Source organism: Nocardia anocheti (assembly GCF_029675105.1).
Taxonomy (GTDB): domain Bacteria; phylum Actinomycetota; class Actinomycetes; order Mycobacteriales; family Mycobacteriaceae; genus Nocardia.
Map to the genome: position 1 here is coordinate 311520 of NZ_JAQQFV010000001.1, position 20939 is coordinate 332458.

The following is a 20939-nucleotide window of genomic DNA, read 5'->3' on the forward strand; positions in this document are numbered from 1 at the left end:
TTTGCCTCGGAGTAGCTGACCTGGAGTACCCCGGGCGCTGCACGCAACCGATCACCACAACACAGCGGCGCCGTCACCACCTCACCGGGTGGCCCGGCCCGCACAGGTAGGAGGTTCGATCATGACCAGAGCGACATTGGATTCGCTGATCGGCGCCACCGCGTACGACGAGCGGGGCGAGAAGATCGGCAAGGTCAAGCAGGTCTACATCGACAACGCCACCGGCTCGCCGACCTGGGCGGCCGTGTCCACCGGCCTGTTCTCCAGCGATTCGCTGGTGCCGCTGGCCGGGGCCGAGCATCGCGCCGACGACGGCTCGCTACGCCTGCACGTCGACAAGGAAACGGTGAAGTCCGCGCCGCATCGCGACGAGGGCGGATGGATCAGCGCCGAGTCCGAGCAGGAGCTGTTCCAGCACTATCACGTCGACCCGCGCGCGGCGGGCTGGAACACCTACGGCCGTCAGCCGATCCGCCCCGGTGACGACGAACCGCTGACCCACGGCGATCCCGAGATGATCCGCTCCGAGGAGCAGTTGCAGGTCGCCACCGAGAGCGAGGAGGTCGGCACCGCCCGGTTGCGCAAGTACGTCGTGACCGAGGAACAGAACGTGCGGGTGCCGGTCAGCCACGAGGAAGTGCACGTGGAACGCGAGCCGATCACCGACCGGGACACCGGGCGCAGGCCCGAGATCAGCGAGGAGGAACGCGAGGTGGTCCTGCACGCCGATCGGGTGCGGGTCGACACCGAGGCGGTCCCGGTGGAGCGGGTGCGCCTGGCGGTCGACGAGGTCGACGAGGAGCGCACGGTGAGCGGCACCGTCCGTAAGGAACAGGTGGAGACCGAGGGTATCGAGGACGATCGACGGCGCGACCGGTCCTGATCCGGTCCGCGCCGTGGCAGCCGCCCACCGATCCGGTGGGCGGCTGCCTGCCCGTTCCGTCGCGGCGGCGGCGGGCGTAATGTCGCTGGTGACGGGCCGAATCGGCGTGGTCCGGCTCGCTGACGACGAGCGAGGAGACCTCAGATGAGCACCGCATCAACTCCGGGATTCGATGCCGACGCGCTGCGCCGCGGCATCGAGGGCCGCGACGCCACCACCCTGCTGACGCTCTACGGCGACGACGCCGAGATCCGCATGGTCGACCACCACGACCAGCCCAGCCACCCCCGCGTGCTGCACGGCCGCGCGGCGATCGGCGCGATGTTCGACGACGTGTGCGCCCGCGAGATGACCCACAAGCTGGAGAGTCTGCTGACCGACGGCGACCACATCGCCTTCGTCGAATCCTGCCGCTACCCTGACGGCACCCGCGTCCTGGTGCACTCCATGGCCGATCTGCGCGACGGCCGCATCGTCGACCAGACCTCGATCCAGGCCTGGGACGAGGTCAGCTGAAATCGGCCACGTGGTCGGCGGCCCAGCGCTGATAGCTGCGCGGCGCGGCGCCGGTGACCTCCCGGATCGTCGTGTTCGGCAGGCCGGGGGCATCGACGAGACCGGCCAGCACGATGCGGGCGATGTCGGGGGCGAGCCAGGTCATGTGGTCCAGCGCCTCGTCGGGGTCGACCTCGGTCCAGGTCAGCGGGCGGCCGAGAGCGGCGCCGAGCGCGGCGACCTGGTCGACGCGACGCAGCGTGGCCGAGCCGGTGAGGTCATAGCGCGCCCGCGTGGCCGTCGGTGGTGAGGGCGCGCACGGCAATCGCGGCGACCACCGCGTCCGCGATCTCGGCCGAGAGCATCGGCCAGGTGAGAGAGACCGCGTCGATACCGTCGAGGGCCCGGTGCAGGATGTCCGGTGCGGTCAGATCGCCTCGCACCACGTCGATTCCGGGTAGCGCGGCCGCACGGGGATCGCGGGCCAGCGCGCGCACCCGCCCCGGATGCGCGGACAGTTGCGCGGCCACCTGACCGCTGACGTGACCGGTCGCCCCGATCACCAGGATGTTGTTGTCGACCATGCGCCGACGGTAGGAACGGAGCTTACGCGGATACGGGCTGCTCGAGCGGACGGTGGAGCCGACGAGTCCGCCGCGGGTGACCTACGCGCTGACGCCGACGGGGCAGGAGGTGGCCGGGCAGTTGCAGGGCCTGCTGGCGTGGGTGGAGAGCAGGGCCGAGGAGATCGTGCGCTTCGGCGGTGGCGGAGACGGAGGGATTTGAACCCCCGGTGGTTTTTACGCCACGCTCGCTTTCAAGGCGAGTGCATTCGGCCGCTCTGCCACGTCTCCCTGGTGAGGAATCGTAGCGGATCGTCGCAAACCGGTTTTGCGGCGGCGCGGGCGGGGGGTACTCGCGGTGGGGCGCTGGGCGGGGAAGGATCGGCGTATGCGCGCAATCGAGTTGGACGGGTTCGGTGGGCCCGAGGTGATGGAGTGGACCGTGACCGTCGATCCGGAGCCGGGGCCCGGTGAGGTGCTGGTCGAGGTGGTGGCCGCGGGGGTGAACCGGGCGGATGTGTTGCAGCGGCGAGGGTTCTATCACCCGCCCGCCGACGCCAGCTCGGTGCTGGGGCTGGAGTGTTCGGGGACGATCGCGCAGCTCGGGGAAGGGGTGCGCGACTGGCGGGTGGGGGATCGGGTGTGCGCGCTGCTCAGTGGCGGCGGGTACGCCGAGCGGGTGGCGGTGCCCGCGACCCAGCTGCTGCCGGTGCCCGACGGGCTCGATCTGGTCGCGGCGGCGGGGCTGCCCGAGGTGGCGGCGACGGTGTGGTCGAATCTCGTGCTCACCGCGGGGCTGCGGGCCGGTCAGCTGGTGCTGATCCACGGCGGTGGCGGCGGGATCGGGACGCACGCCATCCAGGTGGCGCGGCGGCTGGGCGCGCGCGTCGCGGTGACGGCGGGTTCGGACGAGAAGCTGGCCCGGTGCGCCGAGCTCGGCGCCGAGCTGCTGATCAACTACCGGACCCAAAATTTCGTCGCCGAGATGGCGGCCCAGCCCGCGCCCGGCGGAGGGGCCGGGGCCGACGTGATCCTCGACAACATGGGCGCGGCCTATCTGCGGCGCAATGTCGAGGCGCTGGCGCCGTACGGGCAGTTGGTCGTGATCGGCATGCAGGGCGGGGTCACCGGCGAGCTCGATCTCGGTGTGCTGCTGCGCAAGTGGGGCACGGTGCAGGCGACGAACCTGCGCGGCAGGCCGCGGGTCGGTGTGGGCAGCAAGGCCGAGGTGGTGGCGGCGGTGCGCGCCGAGCTGTGGCCGCTGGTGGCCGCGGGCGAGGTGGTGCCGGTGATCCATGCCGAGCTGCCGATCACCGAGGCGGCCAGGGCACACGAGATGCTCGACGAGTCGAGCACCTTCGGCAAGGTGGTGCTGCGGGTGCGCGAGTAGCTATTCCAGCGCGCTCAGCTATTCCAGCGCACTCAGCGCGCGGCCGAGCTGGTCGATCTCGTAGCGGGTGGTGTAGGGCGCCAGGCCGATGGTGACAGCGCCACCCTCGTCGTTGACCCCGAGCGCGTCGAGCAGACGGCTGCCGCCGTGCACCCCGCTGACCGTGCCGATCCTGGCGTCGGCCAGCTTGGCGGCCACCTTCTCGGCCTGCATCCCGGCCATCGTGAAACTGACGGTCGGGATGCGGGTGGAGGCCCGCCCGATGACGGTCAGGTTCTCGACCTTCTCCAGGACCTGCATGAGATGGTCGAAGAGCTGATCGTGGTAGTCCTGCAGCGAGGTGATGGAGACCTCGAGCCGTTCGCGGCGGGTGCCGGTGGCGCGGTCGTCGAGTCCGGCGAGGAAGTCGATCGACTCGGTGAGCCCGGCCAACAGGGCGTACTGGTGCCCGCCCACCTCGAGGCGTTCAGCGCCCTTGGCATAGGGGTTGAGCGACATCGACGGGATGCGGTCGAGGAAGGCCGGATCGCGGAAGACCAGCGCGCCCACCTGCGGACCGCCCCAGGACGGCGCGCTCAGCGCCACCACGTCGGCGTTGAGGTCGTCGATATCGATCAGCGCGTAGGGCGCGGCACCGAACGCGTCGGCGACCAGCAGGCCGCCCACGTCGTGCACGCGGTCGGCCGCCACCCGCACCGCGGGCGCCGAGCCCACGATCGGGGACGCGGCGGTGAGCGCGACCAGCCGCGCGGTGGGGCCGATCAGTTCCTCGAACTGCCACGACGGCATCTCGCAGGTCTCGATCTCCACCTCGGCCCAGCGCACGTGCGCGCCGTAGCGGTTGGCGATGCGCAGCCAGGGCGCGACATTGGCCTCGTCGTCCAGGCGGGAGAGCACGATGCCGGTGCCGAGGCCCAGGCGCGAACTCAGCGATTCCGCCAGCCAGGCCAGCAGTACCGCGCGGTCGGGTCCGAGCACGACGCCAGCCGGATCTCCACCGACCAGATCGGCGACCGCCTCCCGAGCGGCGTCGAGAATGGCGCCACTGCGCGTGGCCGCGCCGTGGCGGCCGATGTGGGAAAACGAGGAGGTGCGGAAACCCGTTGAGACGGCACGAGATACCGAATCGGGAACCAGCATCCCCGCCTGCGGGTCCAGATGGATCCAGCCGTCGCCCAGGGACGGTATCAGGCCCCGAACCCTCGCGACGTCATAAGTCATGGTGGCCACTTTAAGGGCAGCGGGCGTCGCGATGTAACCGCGTGGGGGTTTTAGCGCGAACCCGACACACACGCAATGATGGGGACATGACGCACTCGGAGGATGTCCCCGAATCCATCGTCGTGATCGGCCCGGACGGGCGTCCGGTCACGGTGCCCGCCGACTCCGACGGTGCGGCCGCCTACACCGGGCAGGTCGTCACCGACGACGAGAAGCCCGCCGACGAGGCGCCCGAGGAATCGCTGGCCGACATGGTCGAGCAGCCCGCCAAGGTGATGCGCATCGGCACCATGATCAAGCAGCTGCTCGAGGAGGTGCGCGCGGCTCCGCTCGACGACGCCAGCCGCTCGCGGCTCAAGGAGATCCACACCTCCTCGGTGCGCGAACTCGAGCAGGGCCTGGCCCCCGAGCTGCGCGAGGAACTGGAACGGCTGACCCTGCCCTTCACCGACGAGTCGGTGCCCTCCGACGCCGAGCTGCGGATCGCCCAGGCCCAGCTGGTCGGCTGGCTCGAGGGCCTGTTCCACGGCATCCAGACCGCGCTGTTCGCCCAGCAGATGGCCGCGCGCGCCCAGCTCGAGCAGATGCGTCAGGGGGCATTGCCACCCGGGATGCACGCGGCCGATCCCAAGGCCACCGGGCACGTGGGCGGGGGACAGTATCTCTAGGCCCTGGTCGGCCTCCGCACACCCGGCACCAGCGCAGGTCCAACCCTGTAAGGTCGGGGACCGTGCCCGCCGCCGCTTCCGCTCGTCCCGAAGAGAGCTCCGTGCATTCTGACGACAACTCCCCGGTGACCGAGGCCGACGTGGCCGCGGCCGCCGAGGCCGAGGCGACCGCCGACGCGCCCCTACTCGAGGCGACGCCGATGGTGTCGGACTCGCAGACCTTCAAGCGGGCCTTCCGAGACATGCGCGAGGGCTTCGGCCAGCGCGAGCTGTGGCTGTCACTGGGCTGGCAGGACATCAAGCAGCGCTACCGCCGCTCGGTGCTCGGCCCGTTCTGGATCACCATCGCGACCGGTCTACAGGCGCTGGCCATGGGTCTGCTGTATTCGACGCTGCTGGATCAGCCGATCAGCGAGTACCTGCCGTATGTGACCGTCGGCCTGATCGTCTGGAATGTCATCAGCGCGTCGATCCTCGAGGGTTCCGATGTGTTCATCGCCAACGAGGGCCTGATCAAACAGCTGCCCTCGGCGCTGAGCGTGCACGTGTATCGCCTGGTCTGGCGGCAATTCCTGTTCTTCATCCACAATGCCGCGATCTACGCGGTGCTGCTGCTGGCGTTCTCGATCTGGCGCGATCTGGACGCCTCGGTGCTGCTGGTGATCCCCGCGATCGTGCTGCTGTTCCTCAATGCCATGTGGGTGTCGATCGTGTTCGGCATCTTCTCCACCCGCTACCGCGACATCGCCCCGATCCTGGGCTCGATGACGCTGATGCTGTTCGTGCTGACCCCGGTGATGTGGTCGACCAAGGCGCTGGAGAACTCGGTCGGCGGGATGAGCGACCGGGCCAAACTGATCGAGATCGTGCCCACCTTCCACTACCTGGAGATCGTGCGCGCGCCGCTGCTCGGCGAGCCGTCGGAATGGCGGCACTGGGCCATCGTCGGCGCGATCACCGTGGTCGGCTGGATCGTCGCCATCGTGGCGATGAAGCAGTACCGTGCCCGCGTCCCGTACTGGGTTTAGGAGCTATCAGGCGATGAGCCGTGTGAGTATCGAAACCCAGCAGGCGTGGGTCGAGTTCCCCATCTTCGACGCCAAGTCGCGGTCGCTGAAGAAGGCGTTCCTGGGCAAGGCCGGTGGCGCGATCGGGCGCAACAGCTCGGATGTGGTCGTGGTCGAGGCGCTGCGCGACATCACCATGTCGTTGAAGGAAGGCGACCGGGTGGGCCTGGTCGGCCACAACGGCGCGGGCAAGTCGACGCTGCTGCGGCTGCTGTCGGGCATCTACGAGCCCTCGCGGGGCAGCGCGCGCATCCGCGGTCGGGTGGCCCCGGTCTTCGACCTCGGCGTCGGCATGGACCCGGAGATCTCCGGCTACGAGAACATCATCATCCGCGGCCTGTTCCTCGGACAGACCCGCAAGCAGATGCTGGCCAAGATCGACGAGATCGCCGACTTCACCGAGCTCGGCGAGTACCTGTCGATGCCGCTGCGCACCTACTCCACCGGCATGCGCGTGCGCCTGGCCATGGGCGTGGTGACCTCGATCGACCCGGAGATCCTGCTGCTCGACGAGGGCATCGGCGCGGTCGACGCGGAGTTCATGAAGAAGGCGCGCACGCGGCTGCAGTCGCTGGTGGCGCGCTCGGGCATCCTGGTCTTCGCCAGCCACTCCAACGAATTCCTGGCCCAGCTCTGCGACACCGCCATGTGGGTCGACCACGGGCAGATCCGCTTGCACGGCGGGATCGAGGAAGTTGTGCGAGCGTACGAGGGTCCCGAGGCGGGTAATCACGTGGCACAGGTGCTGCGTGAACTGGAGACCGAGAAGGAATTGAACACGGCATGAGCGGGCAACAGACGGGTGCGGACCAGCCGAGCGTTCCGGGCGGGTTCAGCATGACCGACCGGCTGGAGGCCACGACGGCACCGGTCGAGCCCGCGGCGGTGCTGCCCGACGACGCCGAGCTGCCCCCGGGCGCGGAACCGGCCGATCTGAGCACCGACACCGGCCCGTCCGCGCGCGTCGTGGCGGTGGTCGTCACGCACAAGCGCCGTGAGCTGCTGGCCGAATCGCTGAAGGTGCTGGCCTCGCAGTCACGCCCGGTCGACCATCTGATCGTCGTCGACAACGCCAACGAGGACGAGGTCGCCGAGCTGGTGGCCCAGCAGCCGATCGAGGCCACCTACCTGGGTTCGCGGCACAATCTGGGCGGCGCGGGCGGCTTCGCGCTGGGCATGTTGCACGCGCTCACCCTCGGCGCGGACTGGGTCTGGCTGGCCGACGACGACGGCCGCCCCGACGGCTCCGAGGTGCTGGCCACCCTCATCGACTGCGCCCGCAGGCACAATCTGGTCGAGGTCTCGCCGGTGGTCTGCGATATCGACGAACCCGACCGCCTGGCCTTCCCGCTGCGGCGCGGCGTGGTGTGGCGACGGCTGCGCTCGGAGCTCGGCGACGAGGATTTCCTGCCCGGCATCGCCTCGCTGTTCAACGGCGCGCTGATCTCGGCCAAGGCCGTCGACCTGATCGGTGTGCCGGATCTGCGGCTGTTCGTGCGCGGTGACGAGGTCGAGGTGCATCGTCGCCTGGTGCGCTCGGGTCTGCCGTTCGGCACCTGTCTGCAGACCGCCTACCTGCACCCCAACGGCGCCGAGGAGTTCAAGCCGATCCTGGGCGGGCGGATGCACACCCAGTACCCGGACGACCCGGTCAAGCGCTACTTCACTTACCGCAATCGCGGCTACCTGATGGCCCAGCCCGGTATGCGCAAGCTGCTGCCGCAGGAATGGATCCGGTTCTCCTGGTTCTTCCTGGTGACCCGCCGCGACCCGGCCGGTCTCAAGGAATGGTTCCGGCTGCGGTCGCTGGGCCGCAACGAACAGTTCGGCAAACCGGACTAGCCCCCAGAAATCGGGGGTCATTCCTACTAGGTATGACGGACCGTTCGTCCTACGATTCGAAACGTGACTTTCACTAAGGGTTTCGCGTCCGCCGCCGCTACCGTGCTCACCGGTGCCGCGCTGTGCCTGGCAGCACCGGGTACCGCGCACGCCGAGGACCCCTGCCAGCTGGGCTGGTCCAATGTGGGCCCGCGCAGCTGCGTGATGAACGAGGTGCGCACCGCGCCGGTGTTGAGCGTGGGCAACGGCATCTGCGCCTCGATCCTCAACGTCGCGGGGACCGCGTTCGACGGTCCGCTCACCTCGCCGAGCGTGGCACCCGGCGCCACGCACAGCATCGCGCTGATCGTCTCGCAGGGCTTCTCCCCCCTCGGCAACTGGGCGCCCACCCTGCTGGCGTGCGATGTGAACCTGGTCATCGACTGGAAGAACCTGGACAACGGCGCCACCGGCTCGCTGACCCGCTTCATCCCGGCGGGCAACACCAGCACCTACCCGATCCAGGATGTCGTCGTGAACACCGGACCCGGCCGGGTCTCCATCGCCGCCCGCACCGACAAGCCCAACCTGCCGCAGACCGCCGAGGTCTTCGTCCCGTAGTCCGTCGGCGCGCCCCCGAAAAACAGGTTGCGGGGGTCTGCGCGGGTGAGGCAGAGTGAGGGAACCAGCGAGCGAGACGAGGAGGTGGATGTCCGTGGTGAGGATTGCCGTGCCCAGGTGCGCCGTGCGCACCGCCGTGGACTTCCCCTCCAACTCTTCTCGCTGAGCCCGCCGTCGGGCTCGGCTCCGACGAAGGACTCTCCCTCATGGTCGACTACGACCTGCTCGTCCCTTACGGCTGGACCGAAGCCGTAGCTTCCGAATATCTCCCCCTGCTCGGCGATCTCGTGCCCGCGCGCATCGTGCGGATGGATCGCAGCGAATGCGATGTGGTGACCCCGACCGGCCCGGCCAGGGCGGCGTGTCCGCGTGACATCACCGGCCTGTGCACCGGCGACTGGGTCGGCCTCGACGCCGAACGCACCGTGCGCCAACTGCTTCCACGCCGCTCGGCGATCATGCGGTCCTCGGTGTCCGGGCGGTCGGTGGCGCAGGTGCTGGCCACCAATGTCGACACCGTGCTCATCTGCACGGCCGCCGACGGTGACGTCGACCTGGGCCGCATCGAACGCATGTTGGCACTGGCCTGGGAGAGCAATGCCCAGCCGGTCGTGGTGCTCACCAAAGCCGATGCGGCGGAGCATGTTCCGCTCGACGAGGTCAGGGCCGTCGCGCCCGGGGCGACCGTACTGGCGGTGAGTTCGACCACGGCGGTCGGGCTCGATGCGCTCGGCGCCCTGCTGGACGGCACGGTCGCGGTGATCGGCCCGTCCGGCGCGGGCAAGTCGACCCTCGCCAACGCGCTGCTCGGCGCGGAGGTGTTCGCCACCAACGCGGTGCGCGCGGTGGACGGCAAGGGCAGGCACACCACCGTGCACCGGGAACTGCGCCCGCTGCCCGGCGGTGGCACGCTCATCGACACTCCTGGCCTGCGCGGCATCGGCCTCTACGATGCCGCCGAGGGCATCGGCAAGACCTTCCGCGATATCGAAACCCTCGCGCGGGACTGCCGTTTCGCCGACTGCGCGCACGACACCGAACCCGGGTGCGCGGTCCGCGCCGCCCTGGCCGACGGCACCCTCACCGAACGCCGTCTGACCAGCTATCGCAAGCTGGCCAGGGAGAACGAGTGGATGGCGGCGCGCACCGACAAGCGGCTGGCCGCCGAACGCGAACGCGTCTGGCGCGACATCACCAAGCAGCACCGCAAGCTGAATCGCGAACGCGGGCGCCGCTGAACCCCGCGAGCGCCTCGCCTTCGGCCCGGCTAGTCCGGCTCGAAGGTGAGGTGCTCGTGTGGCGCCACGGTGTCGGTGGTGAGGTCGACGAGGTAGTCGATGGTGCCGGAGTCGGAACCGAAGTGATTGCTGTCGTAGTACTCGTAGGTCACCAGGAAGCCGCCCTCGGCGGGCACGGCCAGCGCGGGTCGGTTCTCCGCGCGTGACCAGCTGTGGTCGATCCGCAGCACCCCGTTCGTGCGCAGCGGGCGCCCGGACAGGGCCAGGGTCCAGCGGTTCTCCGGGCCGTGGCCGAGGTATTCCTCGACGTGGATCGTCCGGAATCGCGCCGTGACGACCCCGCCGTCGGGGAGCAGGATGAACGGCACCTCGCCCTCGGCGTAGAGGTGGCCGGGTGCGGGGTCGTCGTGGAGTTCGGTGTGCCAGTGGTCGTCGAGTCGCGGTGCGGGCCAGCCCTTCTCGGCGGCCTCGGCGCGCAGCGAGCTCCAGTGCTCGGCGCGACGGCGCTCATAGGCGAAATCGATGACGTGCGAGCCGATATAGCGCTCGTCGGTCGTGAACACCTCGGGTCCGGCGGCCTGGTTCGGTTCGCGCACCGCGACCCCGGCCGACCGCGCGATCTCGTGCAGGGCGGCCAGCAGGACGGCGCCCGCGCCGGTGCCCCTGGCCGAGGAGGTCACCAGGAATTCCGAGATCCGTAGGCCGCCCGAGGACCACTTGTTCGGTACGGACAGGTCGTAGGTCGCGTAGCCGACCGGCGCGTCGCCCCCGATGAGCAGCAGCGGCGGCGGACTCCCCGTGCCGAAGTCGAACCGGGTCAGCCGTCGCGTGCGCCGCAGCAGGGCGGCCGGGCGGTCGATCGCGAAGTGCGCGTGCAGTTCGGACAGCAGTCCGGTGGCCGCCTCCGCGTCGGTGGCGGAGGCGGGCCGGACGGTATAGCTCACCGGGTCAGCTCGGGTCGATCCCGTACAGGCGGGCCCAGTTCTCGCGGCTGGTGAGTTCGGGGACGGCGGCACGGTATTCGGCCTGCAACGCGGGCAGTTCCTTGCGGAGTCTGCGCAGCGTGCGGTAAGCGCGGATGAGCAGGGCGCGGGCGCGGGCCTTGTCGCGGCGACGCACACGCACCCCGGACTGGGAGGCGTCGGTGACGACCACGTGGTCGAACAGACCGACATGCCACCAGTGCGCGTCCTCGCGGGTGACCCCGATGAGGCCCGGCTGGGTGCGACCGGTCCACTGGGTGATCGCGCGCTTGATCAGCACCAGCGTGATCCGGCTCGGCTCGCCGCTGGCGCGCCGGACCTGGATGTCGGCGGAGTTCACCGGCGGGGTCGCGGCCGGGTGCTTGATGGTCTCCGGGTAGTCGTTGCGGGTGCCGCGGGCGGCGGCGAGGGCGTCGATGCCGCCGTCGCGCAGCACCTTCGGACCCTTCATGAAGTCCTCGATGCCCTGCAGGGTGGTGTGCACCAGGCCGTACTGCATGCCGACCAGGTGCTCGGCGATGTAGCGGAAGAACTCCCTGGTGATGGCCTTGCCATCGAGATCGGTGTGCAGGGCGCCGACGATGAGCGAGTTACGGGTGGAGAAGTAGCGCGCCCAGTCGTCGTAGTCCTTCCAGTAGAAGTCGGCGTGCCACACGGCCGCGTTGGGCAGGGTGACGGTGACGAAGCCGTGCTCACGGGCCCGGATGCCGTACTCCACGTCGTCCCACTGGAAGAAGATCGGCACCGGCAGCCCGATCTTCTTCACCACCTCGGCCGGGATCAGGCAGGTCCACCAGGCGTTGTAGCCCGCGTCGACGCGGCGCTCCTGGTTCTTCTTGAGCATGGAGGTGTTGCGCAGCGCCTTGGGCACCTTCTGGCCGTGCTTGAGCTCGTGCAGGTGCACCTCCTCCGCGCCGACATTGAGGTAGTCGGGGTTGAGCAGGAACAGCATCTGCGCGCCGACCAGGGTCGGTTCCACGGTGAGGTTGGCGAAGGCCTGCAGGCGCAGGACGGTCTCGGGCTCGCAGAGGATGTCGTCGTCCATGAGGATGACGTCGGCGTGCTCGTTGGCCGCCGACACCTCGTAGAGGCCGCGGGTGAAGCCGCCCGCGCCGCCGAGGTTGGGCTGCCGCAGGTAGCGCAGCTTGTCGCCGAAATCGGGACGCACCTGCTGGAACAGCGGGCGGTCCTCGACCAGGTCGGTGCCCTGGTCGACCACGTAGACCGCATCGATGGCGGCCAGCACGGTCGGGTCCGAGGCCAGCGCGGCGACGGTGTGCGCACAGTCCTCGGCGCGGTTGAAAGTGCAGATGGCGATGGCGACCGGGCGCACCGTCTCGGGCGCCTGCGCGGTCCAGGCCAGCTCGGCGATGTCGAGCGAGCCGCCGATGGCGTCGAACTCGAGCCACAGCGCGCCGCCGTCGACGTACTGGTCCAGCGGGGCGCTCAAGCTCACGAACCCGCTCGAGGTGGCCACCAGCGAGGCGATGATGCGGCGGTGACCGGCGATATCGGAGGCGACCAAGCGCACGTTGGCCTTGTCGCCGACGGTGAGCTGCGCGTCCACGCGCACCTCGGTGACGGTGGTCCAGCGCTGCCAGTAGCTGGCGGCGAAACGACCGAAGTAGGTGTTGGTGTGCGCGGTGGCGCCCTTGGGCAGGTGCAGCGCCAGGCGCTCACGCACCGCGGCACCCCCCTTGACGACGGCGTAGAGCTCGTCGCTGACCCGGGCCGAGGGTCCGGTGAAGATGCCGCGCGCCAGCACCAGCCGTTCCGGTGCGCTGTGCTCACCCCGCAGGGAGGCGGGCGCGGCCTCGCGCCGATCGTTCGATTCGGTCACGGCTCCCGTAGCCGACTGTTCCATGAAGTCCTCGAAATTCTCGGTATCGACTGCGCCGACGCAGGTAGTCACGTGAGAAACGGGTGACGCGGCGGGCGGGGGTGAGGATATCAATCGCCCGGCCTCCTCGCGCCGTCAGTGAGGGGTTGCCGCACCCCGCGCGTGTTGCTCCCCGGTAGCCGCCGAACCGGTGAAGACGAATTTGTCGTAGGCCCAATAGCGAAATACCACCGCGACGATCTGGCCGATCAAGGTGCCGGAGATATTGTCCGAGAGCGGACTCGACAGATCCAGCACATATCGGGAAAAGCCGAGGCAGCCGAGCTGCAGACCGATCGCGACGACGTTGAACAAAAAGTACAGAACATATTCGCGCGTGGGATTGTCGGTCTTCTTGTGCGAGAACGTCCACCACTTGTTGCCGAAGTAGGTGACCACCGTGGCCACCACGATCGCGATGATCTTGGCCGGTAGCGGGAAGTGATAGAGCACACCTTCGGAGAAGGACAGCCCACCGTTCCAGAACACCAGCAGGTTGTAGGTCCCGGCGTCGACCAGGAACCCGACCGCGCCGACGACGAGGAATGCCGCGCCCTGCCGCAGGGCCGTCACCACCTTCGCCGTCAACGATGCGGGAGCCGGTTCGGACAGTTCGGGCTGGGACACGGGCCGTACCGTACACCGATGCCCGTTCCGGTCCCGCGTTAAGCTCGCTGAACCGGGTGAGCGAATGCGCCGTGCGCTGTGTAACCTCCCGGTGTCCGACTGCTGCCGACATTCGAGGATTGACCCGGGTGGACTCCACCGAGCTTCGCATCGCCGCCGTGGTCCCCTGCCACAACGAGGAGGCTGCGGTCGCCAAGGTCGTCACCGACCTCAAGGCCGCCGTGCCGGGGATCGTCGTCTACGTCTACGACAACCTGAGCACCGACCGCACCGCCGAACGCGCCCGCGAGGCCGGGGCGATCGTGCGCTTCGAGAACACCAAGGGCAAGGGCAATGTCGTGCGCCGCGCCTTCGCCGATATCGAGGCCGACGTCTACCTGATGATCGACGGTGACGACACCTACGAGGCCTCGGCCGCGCCGCTGATGATCAAGACCCTGCTCGAGGGCCCCTACGATCACGTGCTCGGCGTGCGCAAGCAGGACGACGCCGACGCCAGCGCCTACCGGTCCGGCCACGAGACCGGCAACAAGGTGCTCAACGGCGTGGTGGGCAAGGTGTTCGGCGAGAACGTCGAGGACATGCTCAGCGGCTTCCGGGTGTTCTCGCGCCGGTTCGTCAAGAGCTTCCCCGCGGTCTCGCGCGAGTTCGAGATCGAGACCGAGCTGACCGTCCACTCGCTGCACCTGCGGGTGCCGCAGACCGCGGTGCAGGTGGGTTTCCGTGACCGTCCGGCGGGCAGCGAGTCCAAGCTGCGCACCTACCGCGACGGCACCAAGATCCTCGCGCTGATCCTCGGCCTGGCCCGCCACGAACGCCCCGTCGCGTTCTACGGCCTGTTCGGCACGCTGGCCTGGCTGCTGTCGGTGATCCTCACCGTGCCGATCGTGATCGAGTTCTACAACACCCACGAGGTGGCGCGCTTCCCCACGCTGTTCCTGGGCTTCACGCTGCTGCTGCTGGGCAGCCTGGCCTGGACCGCCGGGCTGATCCTCGACGGCATCCGCCGCTCCCGGCACGAGGCCGCGCGGCTGATCTATTTGCGCTATTCGGCCGTCGGCGCCAGCGACGACATCACCACCGGAGAGCGTCGGTGACCACCTCCACCGAGCCGGACGCCACCGTCGAGCTCGACGAAGAATCCACAGCCACACCGTCGAAGAAGGACCGCGCCCTGGCTCCGGTCCGCGCGCTGACCCGCCGCTTCGGCGCCGCCACGGTCGCGTTCACGATCGTGGCCACCGTCTTCGGCGCGCTCTTCGCCGTGCTGACCCCGCCGTTCTGGGGCCACGACGAGCTGACCCAGTTCGGCCGCGCCTACCAGGTCGCCCACGGTGGGGTGTTCCCCCAGCGCATCGCCGACGATCGCGGCGTCGCCTACGGCGGCCAGATCCCGGTGAGCGTCGACGCGCTGATGGACTACGCCTTCCGCGACTACAACGACAACCCCGAGGAACCCGACGCCATGGTGGCCGAACCGGCCACCTACGACCGCCTCGGTGACGCCGCGATCTCCGACGCCACCAAGCAGATGTGGTTCACCAACACCGCCGCATACTCGCCGGTGCCGTACGTGCCCGCCGCGGTCGGCATCCGCCTGGGCGAGGCGCTGGGTCTGAGCGTGGGCGGGATGTATCTGCTGACCCGCCTGGCCGGGCTCGTGGCCTATCTCGCGGTGGTCGGTTTCGGCCTCTACGCGCTGCGCGAGCGGCGCAGCCAGTGGCTGGTGTTCACCGTCGCGGTGCTGCCGATCGCGCTGTTCCAGGCCGGGACCGTCACCGCCGACACGCTCACCAACGCGCTGGCCATCATGACCTCGGCGCTGCTGCTCAAGGCCCTGTTCGTGGGTGACCGACTGCGTCCGGTGGAGACCGGCGCGCTGCTCGCGGCCACCATCGCGCTGCCGCTGAGCAAGCCCACCTACGTGCTGCTGGCCATGCTCGTGGTGGTCGTGCCCGCCGAGCGGCTCGGTTTCACCGGCAAGCGCAAGGTCATCCCGTGGGCCTTCGCCGCCGTCGGTGCCGCGCTGTTCCTGGCCTGGACCAAGATCGCCGCGCCGACCGGTGACGGCATGAGCCTGATGCGCCCGCCGCATCAGTGGGGCCAGGTCCGCCCGGGTGATCAGTTGAAGGGTGTGCTCACCGATCCGGTGCAGTTCGTGCACACCTTCGGCGAGAGCATCGCGCTGCGCGATCATCGCTGGTTCAACCAGTTCTTCGGTGAACTCGGCTTCGCCTATGTGGACGTGCCCGCGGTCTCGATGCTGGCCTGCCTGATCGCCTTCGCGGTGAGTTTCGGCATCGCCGAGCGGATGAGCACGGCGACGGCCACCTTCCGGCGCACACTCCTCGTCGCGCTGACCGTGCTGGCCAGCGTCGCGATGATCTACGTGACGCTGTACATGTCGTTCACGCCGGTGGACTTCTACATCATCGACGGCGTGCAGGGCCGCTACTTCGTGCCGCTGGCGATCATGGGTCTGGCCGTGGTGGCGCGCTGGGTGCCGTTGCGGCTCACCGACGCCCAGGGCACGACCCCGACCAGGGGCACCGCGATCACGGTGGTCAGCGCGTCGGTGTTCGCGCTGGTCGCGGCCGCCGCGACGTACTACACCGTGGTCTGGGGCTAGCTCAGAGCGTGCGCTCCCCCGCGTCGGCGTAGGCGCGTTCGGTGGCGGCCTTCTTGGGTCGCCACCACTGCTCGTTGTCGCGGTACCAGGCGATGGTGTCGGCCAGTCCGGCCCGGAAGTCGGCGTAGCGCGGCGACCAGCCCAGTTCCTCGCGCAGCAGACTCGCGTCGATGGCGTAGCGCTGGTCGTGGCCGGGACGATCCGTCACGTGATCGAAGTCGTCGGGCGCGCGGCCGAACGCCTCGAGGATCATCTGCACCACGCGCAGGTTGTCGAGTTCGCCCTGGGCGCCGATGAGATAGGTCTGGCCGACGCGGCCGCGCTCGAGGACGTCCCAGACCGCGCGGTTGTGGTCGTCGACGTGGATCCAGTCGCGCACCTGGTGCCCGGCGCCGTAGAGGCGCGGGCGCACACCGTCGATCAGGTTGGTGATCTGGCGCGGGATGAACTTCTCCACGTGCTGGTAGGGGCCGTAGTTGTTGGAGCAGTTCGACAGCGTCGCGCGCACGCCGAACGAGCGGGTCCAGGCGCGCACCAGCAGATCGCTGCCCGCCTTGGTGGCCGAGTACGGGCTCGACGGGTTGTAGGCGGTGGTCTCGGTGAAGGCCGGGTCCTCGGCGGTGAGATCGCCGTAGACCTCGTCGGTGGAGACGTGGTGGTAGCGCACGTCGTGGCGGCGCACGGCCTGCAACAGCGAGTAGGTGCCGACGATATTGGTCTGCACGAAGGGCCACGGTTCGGCCAGTGAGTTGTCGTTGTGCGATTCGGCCGCGAAATGCACCACCGCGTCGACGCCGCTGACCAGATTGTCGACCAGGTCGAGATCGGCGATGTCGCCGTGCACGAATTCGATGCGGTCGGCGACCGGGTCGAGCGAGGCGCGATTGCCCGCGTAGGTGAGCGCGTCCAGGACGGTCACGCCGACGTCCGGACGTGTCGCCACGGTCTGCTGGACGAAATTCGCACCGATGAACCCGGCCCCGCCGGTTACGAGCACTCGCACCGGACCAACGATACGCGCCGGGTACGACCCGGGACGAACGCCGGAAAGTGTTGCCGCGCGCCGGGTCTCCAGCGTTTTATGCCGTGACGTCGATCACAGTGGAGTGGGTCAGGTTAAGACTTCGCGTCGACTTTCCTGAGAAAACGGCCGGTCAACACTCAGGTTTCCGGGTGCGCACCAGCGCCGGAGTATCAGTGGTGAACGGAATTTGAATGAACGGTCACGACCGGTTCACCGCTCGTTAGCTGCGAGGGCTTTTGATCATCGAGTCCCCTCCGAACGCTCCAACATCGAGGTTCCACGAAATGCTGATGAGGAAATTCGCCGCCACTTCGGCGCTGCTGATCGCCGCCATGGGTGTCACCGCGGGCACTGTGCACGCCGACCCGGCCGAGGCCCCCGCCGCGCCGATCAATTTCAGCGCCCAGGAAGTCAACGGCACCTCGGTGATCACCACCGACGCCGGTTCGCTGGTCGTCGAAGAAGGCGCCTTCAAGGTCAAGGCCGTCGACGGCACCACCGTCGCCGCCACCCCGCTGTCGTTCCGTCTCGACGACTTCGAGCTGCCGATCGCCGCCGAGATCTCCGGCAACAAGGCCGTGCTGACCCCCGAGCTCGACCCGGCCAAGGCCGTCTACAAGCCGGTCGCCCTGCCCTTCGAGGACAAGGCCCCCTGGAAGTCCGAGTACGACCGTGAGCAGGCCGCCTGGAGCCGTCTGACCTCCACCATCTCCCTCGGTGCCGCGGTCGGCACCCTCGTCGGCGGCCTCGGCGGCGGCGCGGTGGGTTGCGTGCTCGGCGGCATCGTCGGCGCGACCGTCGCCTCGGCCACCATCATCGGCCTGTTCGGTCCGTTCCTGCCCGCCGCGGCCATCGGCTGCATCGGCGGCATCCTGGCCATCGGCGCCCTGGGCACCCTGGCGGGCCAGATCCTGGTCACCGCCCCGGTCGCCATCGGCGCGATGATCCAGTACTTCGCCACGATCAACCAGCCGTTCACCGCTCCGGCCAAGTAAGTCCGGTTCGCTCGAACACGACAGTGCCCCCGTCCGGAGATCCGGGCGGGGGCACTGTCGCGTCGTCAGGCCGTGCGGGCGCGCTGTGCCGGTTCCAGCGCGGCTCGCACGAACTTCGACACCCGGCCCAGCGCTGAGCGGCTCTCCGGCATGCTCGGCAGGATCGACATGAACGCGTGCACCTGCCCGCGCCACAGCTCCAGCGAGTTGGGCACGCCCGCGGCGGTGAGGCGATGGGCCATCAGCTCGCAGTCGTAGCGCAGCAGCTCGTCTTCGGCGGCGATGAGCAGCACCGGCGGGAGCCCGGTCAGGTCGGCGTTGACCGGTGACAGCGCCGGGTCCAGCGGACCCCTCTGCTCGGCCCCCAGATGCACCACCGCCTGCAACGCGCTCAGACAGATATAGGCGTCACGCTCGACATTCACATAGCCCTGCTTGGCCCGGTAGTCCAGGTCGAGCAGCGGGCTCAGCCCGACCAGCCCGGCGGGCAGCGGCAGGCCGATCTCGCGGGCGCGGATCGCGGTGGCGAAGGTGAGGAACCCGCCCGCCGAGTCGCCCGCGATGACGATGCGGGACGGATCGGCGCCGTGGCGCAGCAGCCAGCGATAGGCCAGCACGCAGTCGTCGACGGCGCCGTCGACGGAGTTGCCGGGCAGCTGCCGGTACTCGACATTGAGCACGGGCAACCCGGTGCGCCGGGCCAGCCCCGCCACGACCGCGCGGTGGGTCTGCAGTCCACAGACCGCGAAACCGCCGCCGTGCAGGTAGAGCATGGCGCCGTGGCGCAGCGCCCTGGACCCGCCCGCGGGCCGGACCATCTCCATCTTGAAGCCGTCGAGCTGGATCTGCTCGCGCTCGATGCCCTGGGGTTCGGGCCGCAGCCGCGAGAGCAGGTCCACCGCGACCGCGCCGATGGGCACGGTCGTCCGGTTGATGGGTACCGTCCGCAGCAGCGGGCCGACGAGCCCGAGGCAGGCGCCCATGAGCACCCGCGAGGACGTGCTGGTCCGGCCGGAATTCACCACGATGCCCGGCGCGGGCTGCTTGCCACCGGTCTTGACCGGGGCGGCGGGCGCGAGCCCACCCATGACACCGGGTCCACCGATCCTGGTCGCCTTCATCGCGCACCTACCTCACAGCTGGCGCGTCGACCCCGGCCCGGAAGACCCGGTACGGATGTCGCCGCTGACATCTAACACAGTGATGTTTCACACATCGACGCTCACATAAGCAGATGAACGCCGTCTCTGTAGGGGTAATCGCCCGACACGCCCGCCGCCGAAACCTCCGTGGCCGGATCGTGCTCAGCCCGGCACCCGTAGGTGACCAGCCGCCACCGACCCTGGCAGACTCCCACCTATGCGCGGAATCATCCTGGCGGGCGGCACCGGATCGCGGCTGCACCCCATCACGCGCGGGGTGAGCAAGCAGCTCGTCCCGGTCTACGACAAGCCCATGGTCTACTACCCGTTGTCCACCCTCATGCTGGCAGGCATCGACGACATCCTGGTGATCACCACGCCGGAGGACGCCGACGCGTTCGCCCGGCTGCTCGGTGACGGCAGCCAGTTCGGGGTCGCCATCAGCTACGTGGTCCAGCCCGAGCCCGACGGCCTGGCCAGCGCGTTCGTCCTGGGCGCGCGCCATATCGGCGGCGAACCGGCCGCCCTGGTGCTCGGCGACAACATCTTCCACGGCCCCGGCCTCGGCGCCAGCCTCGAGCGTTTCCACGACATCGACGGCGGCGCGGTGTTCGCCTACTGGGTCAGCGATCCGACCGCCTACGGCGTGGTCGAGTTCGAGCAGGGCCGCGCGGTCTCCATCGAGGAGAAGCCCAAGACCCCGCGCTCGAACTACGCCATCCCGGGGCTGTACTTCTACGACAACGACGTGGTCGAGATCGCCCGTGGCCTGCGCCCCTCGGCGCGCGGCGAGTACGAGATCACCGATATCAACCGCGCCTACCTGGAGCAGGGCAAGCTCAGCGTCGACGTGCTCGCGCGCGGCACCGCCTGGCTCGACACCGGCACCTTCGACTCCCTGCTCGACGCCGCCAACTACGTGCGCACCATCGAGGAACGCCAGGGCCTCAAGATCGGCGTGCCCGAGGAGGTCGCGTGGCGGCGCGGCCTGATCACCGACGAGCAGCTGTGCGAACTGGCCGAGCCGATGGTGCGTTCGGGCTACGGTCGCTATCTGCTCGACCTCATCGACCGTGGAAAAGACTGGTAGCGCATGGAATTTCGAGAGCTGTCCATCCCCGGCGCCTGGGTGATGACCCCGCGTCTGCTCGGTGACGACCGCGGCACGTTCTGCGAGTCGTTCAAGGGCTCGGAATTCGAGAAGGCCACCGGCCGCCCCTTCGACCTGCACCAGGTGAACACCTCGGTCTCGGCCGCCGGTGGCCTGCGCGGCATCCACTACACCGACAACCCGCCCGGCCAGGCCAAGTACGTGACCTGCGTGCGCGGCGCCTTCTTCGACGTGGTGGTCGACCTGCGCCCCGGCTCACCCACCTACGGCCGCTGGAACTCGGTCCTGCTCGACGACGTGCACCGCCGCTCGGTGTTCCTGTCCGAGGGCCTGGGCCACGCCATCCTCTCCCTCGAGGACGACTCCACCGTCACCTACCTGTGTTCGCTCGAGTACACCCCCGAACTCGACCACGACCTGGACGCCTTCGACCCCCGGCTCGCGATCGACTGGCCGACCGAGGGCCGCGACGGCCGCCCCCTCACCTACATCCGCTCCGCCAAGGACGAGGCAGCGCCCGGTTTCCCCTGATACGCCTGAGCGGCTCCAGAAACTCGCGTTTCAGGAGCCGCCCACCACGGG

Annotated in this window: 22 protein-coding genes, 1 tRNA gene and 1 pseudogene; 15 read left to right on the forward strand and 9 right to left on the reverse strand. The window is 69.2% G+C overall.

Annotated elements, in window-relative coordinates:
* The first annotated feature begins 121 nt into the window (after positions 1-121).
* Both QC180_RS01565 and QC180_RS01570 read left to right on the forward strand, forming a co-directional pair.
* Positions 122-883 carry a PRC and DUF2382 domain-containing protein gene (locus tag QC180_RS01565; RefSeq protein WP_278260726.1) on the forward strand — a complete coding sequence of 254 codons (762 nt, stop codon included), beginning with the start codon at positions 122-124 and terminating at the stop codon, positions 881-883.
* 144 nt (positions 884-1027) lie between these two features.
* A complete protein-coding gene (locus tag QC180_RS01570) occupies positions 1028-1399 on the forward strand; it encodes a nuclear transport factor 2 family protein (protein WP_278260727.1) in 372 nt (123 codons plus the stop codon).
* Here QC180_RS01570 and QC180_RS01575 read toward each other — a convergent pair.
* Together QC180_RS01575 and QC180_RS01580 are read right to left on the reverse strand one after the other, a co-directional pair.
* A complete protein-coding gene (locus tag QC180_RS01575) occupies positions 1392-1703 on the reverse strand; it encodes a Rossmann-fold NAD(P)-binding domain-containing protein (RefSeq protein ID WP_278260728.1) in 312 nt (103 codons plus the stop codon). The genes QC180_RS01570 and QC180_RS01575 overlap by 8 nt on opposite strands.
* Positions 1657-1962 carry an NmrA family NAD(P)-binding protein gene (locus QC180_RS01580; RefSeq protein ID WP_278260729.1) on the reverse strand — a complete coding sequence of 102 codons (306 nt, stop codon included), beginning with the start codon at positions 1960-1962 and terminating at the stop codon, positions 1657-1659. Before QC180_RS01580 ends, QC180_RS01575 begins: the two co-directional genes overlap by 47 nt.
* A 28-nt stretch (positions 1963-1990) precedes the next feature.
* On the opposite strand from QC180_RS01580, the pseudogene QC180_RS01585 reads away from it, so the two are divergent.
* Positions 1991-2164 (forward strand): annotated as a pseudogene (locus QC180_RS01585) (winged helix-turn-helix transcriptional regulator); the annotation flags it as partial.
* Here the strand turns inward: QC180_RS01585 and QC180_RS01590 are convergent.
* Positions 2143-2232: transfer RNA gene (locus QC180_RS01590), tRNA-Ser, on the reverse strand. The pseudogene QC180_RS01585 and the gene QC180_RS01590 sit on opposite strands and share 22 nt — an antisense overlap.
* A 97-nt stretch (positions 2233-2329) precedes the next feature.
* Between QC180_RS01590 and QC180_RS01595 the strand changes: the two genes are divergently transcribed.
* Positions 2330-3331, forward strand: a complete 1002-nt coding sequence (locus tag QC180_RS01595; protein ID WP_278260730.1) for an NAD(P)H-quinone oxidoreductase — start codon at positions 2330-2332, stop codon at positions 3329-3331.
* Between the two features lie 18 nt (positions 3332-3349).
* Here the strand turns inward: QC180_RS01595 and QC180_RS01600 are convergent, their stop codons facing one another.
* The gene (locus QC180_RS01600) at positions 3350-4552 is read right to left on the reverse strand and encodes a cysteine desulfurase-like protein (protein WP_278260731.1); all 1203 of its coding nucleotides are present in this window, start codon (positions 4550-4552) and stop codon (positions 3350-3352) included.
* An 86-nt stretch (positions 4553-4638) separates the two neighbouring features.
* On the opposite strand from QC180_RS01600, the gene QC180_RS01605 reads away from it, so the two are divergent.
* The 6 genes from QC180_RS01605 to rsgA all read left to right on the forward strand — a co-directional run bounded on the left by QC180_RS01605 (position 4639) and on the right by rsgA (position 9967).
* Positions 4639-5220, forward strand: coding sequence for a bacterial proteasome activator family protein (locus QC180_RS01605; RefSeq protein WP_278260732.1), 582 nt, complete (start codon positions 4639-4641; stop codon positions 5218-5220).
* Between the two features lie 200 nt (positions 5221-5420).
* Complete coding sequence (gene wzm, locus QC180_RS01610; RefSeq protein ID WP_278261177.1) at positions 5421-6248, forward strand: galactan export ABC transporter permease subunit Wzm/RfbD; 828 nt, start codon at positions 5421-5423, stop codon at positions 6246-6248.
* A 13-nt stretch (positions 6249-6261) separates the two neighbouring features.
* Positions 6262-7074: a galactan export ABC transporter ATP-binding subunit Wzt/RfbE gene (gene wzt / locus QC180_RS01615; protein ID WP_278260733.1), complete on the forward strand. Its 813-nt coding sequence runs from the start codon at positions 6262-6264 to the stop codon at positions 7072-7074.
* Positions 7071-8129, forward strand: a complete 1059-nt coding sequence (gene glfT1 / locus QC180_RS01620; protein WP_278260734.1) for a galactofuranosyltransferase GlfT1 — start codon at positions 7071-7073, stop codon at positions 8127-8129. The genes wzt and glfT1 overlap by 4 nt, the downstream gene beginning before the upstream one ends.
* A 63-nt stretch (positions 8130-8192) precedes the next feature.
* Positions 8193-8729, forward strand: a complete 537-nt coding sequence (locus QC180_RS01625) for a hypothetical protein (protein WP_278260735.1) — start codon at positions 8193-8195, stop codon at positions 8727-8729.
* Between the two features lie 206 nt (positions 8730-8935).
* A complete protein-coding gene (gene rsgA / locus QC180_RS01630) occupies positions 8936-9967 on the forward strand; it encodes a ribosome small subunit-dependent GTPase A (protein WP_278260736.1) in 1032 nt (343 codons plus the stop codon).
* Between the two features lie 29 nt (positions 9968-9996).
* On the opposite strand, the gene QC180_RS01635 is transcribed toward rsgA, so the two are convergent.
* The 3 genes from QC180_RS01635 to QC180_RS01645 form a co-directional block, all read right to left on the reverse strand.
* Complete coding sequence (locus QC180_RS01635) at positions 9997-10911, reverse strand: GNAT family N-acetyltransferase (protein ID WP_278260737.1); 915 nt, start codon at positions 10909-10911, stop codon at positions 9997-9999.
* A gap of 4 nt (positions 10912-10915) precedes the next feature.
* On the reverse strand, positions 10916-12814 hold the full coding sequence (locus QC180_RS01640) for a glycosyltransferase (protein ID WP_278260738.1): 1899 nt from the start codon (positions 12812-12814) through the stop codon (positions 10916-10918).
* Positions 12815-12925: 111 nt separating this feature from the next.
* Complete coding sequence (locus tag QC180_RS01645; protein WP_278260739.1) at positions 12926-13456, reverse strand: GtrA family protein; 531 nt, start codon at positions 13454-13456, stop codon at positions 12926-12928.
* Between the two features lie 128 nt (positions 13457-13584).
* Between QC180_RS01645 and QC180_RS01650 the strand changes: the two genes are divergently transcribed.
* Together QC180_RS01650 and QC180_RS01655 are read left to right on the forward strand one after the other, a co-directional pair.
* Positions 13585-14553, forward strand: a complete 969-nt coding sequence (locus tag QC180_RS01650) for a glycosyltransferase (RefSeq protein ID WP_278260740.1) — start codon at positions 13585-13587, stop codon at positions 14551-14553.
* On the forward strand, positions 14550-16085 hold the full coding sequence (locus tag QC180_RS01655) for a DUF2142 domain-containing protein (RefSeq protein WP_278260741.1): 1536 nt from the start codon (positions 14550-14552) through the stop codon (positions 16083-16085). Before QC180_RS01650 ends, QC180_RS01655 begins: the two co-directional genes overlap by 4 nt.
* 1 nt (position 16086) lies before the next feature.
* Here QC180_RS01655 and rfbB read toward each other — a convergent pair whose 3' ends face one another.
* Positions 16087-17088: a dTDP-glucose 4,6-dehydratase gene (rfbB, locus tag QC180_RS01660; RefSeq protein ID WP_278260742.1), complete on the reverse strand. Its 1002-nt coding sequence runs from the start codon at positions 17086-17088 to the stop codon at positions 16087-16089.
* 305 nt (positions 17089-17393) lie between these two features.
* On the opposite strand from rfbB, the gene QC180_RS01665 reads away from it, so the two are divergent.
* On the forward strand, positions 17394-18104 hold the full coding sequence (locus tag QC180_RS01665; protein WP_278260743.1) for a DUF8020 domain-containing protein: 711 nt from the start codon (positions 17394-17396) through the stop codon (positions 18102-18104).
* A 65-nt stretch (positions 18105-18169) separates the two neighbouring features.
* On the opposite strand, the gene QC180_RS01670 is transcribed toward QC180_RS01665, so the two are convergent.
* Positions 18170-19225, reverse strand: coding sequence for an alpha/beta hydrolase (locus tag QC180_RS01670; RefSeq protein ID WP_278260744.1), 1056 nt, complete (start codon positions 19223-19225; stop codon positions 18170-18172).
* 238 nt (positions 19226-19463) lie between these two features.
* Between QC180_RS01670 and rfbA the strand changes: the two genes are divergently transcribed.
* Both rfbA and QC180_RS01680 read left to right on the forward strand, forming a co-directional pair.
* Positions 19464-20336, forward strand: a complete 873-nt coding sequence (gene rfbA, locus QC180_RS01675; protein ID WP_278260745.1) for a glucose-1-phosphate thymidylyltransferase RfbA — start codon at positions 19464-19466, stop codon at positions 20334-20336.
* Positions 20337-20339: 3 nt separating this feature from the next.
* Positions 20340-20888, forward strand: a complete 549-nt coding sequence (locus tag QC180_RS01680; RefSeq protein ID WP_278260746.1) for a dTDP-4-dehydrorhamnose 3,5-epimerase family protein — start codon at positions 20340-20342, stop codon at positions 20886-20888.
* Positions 20889-20939: the final 51 nt, after the last annotated feature.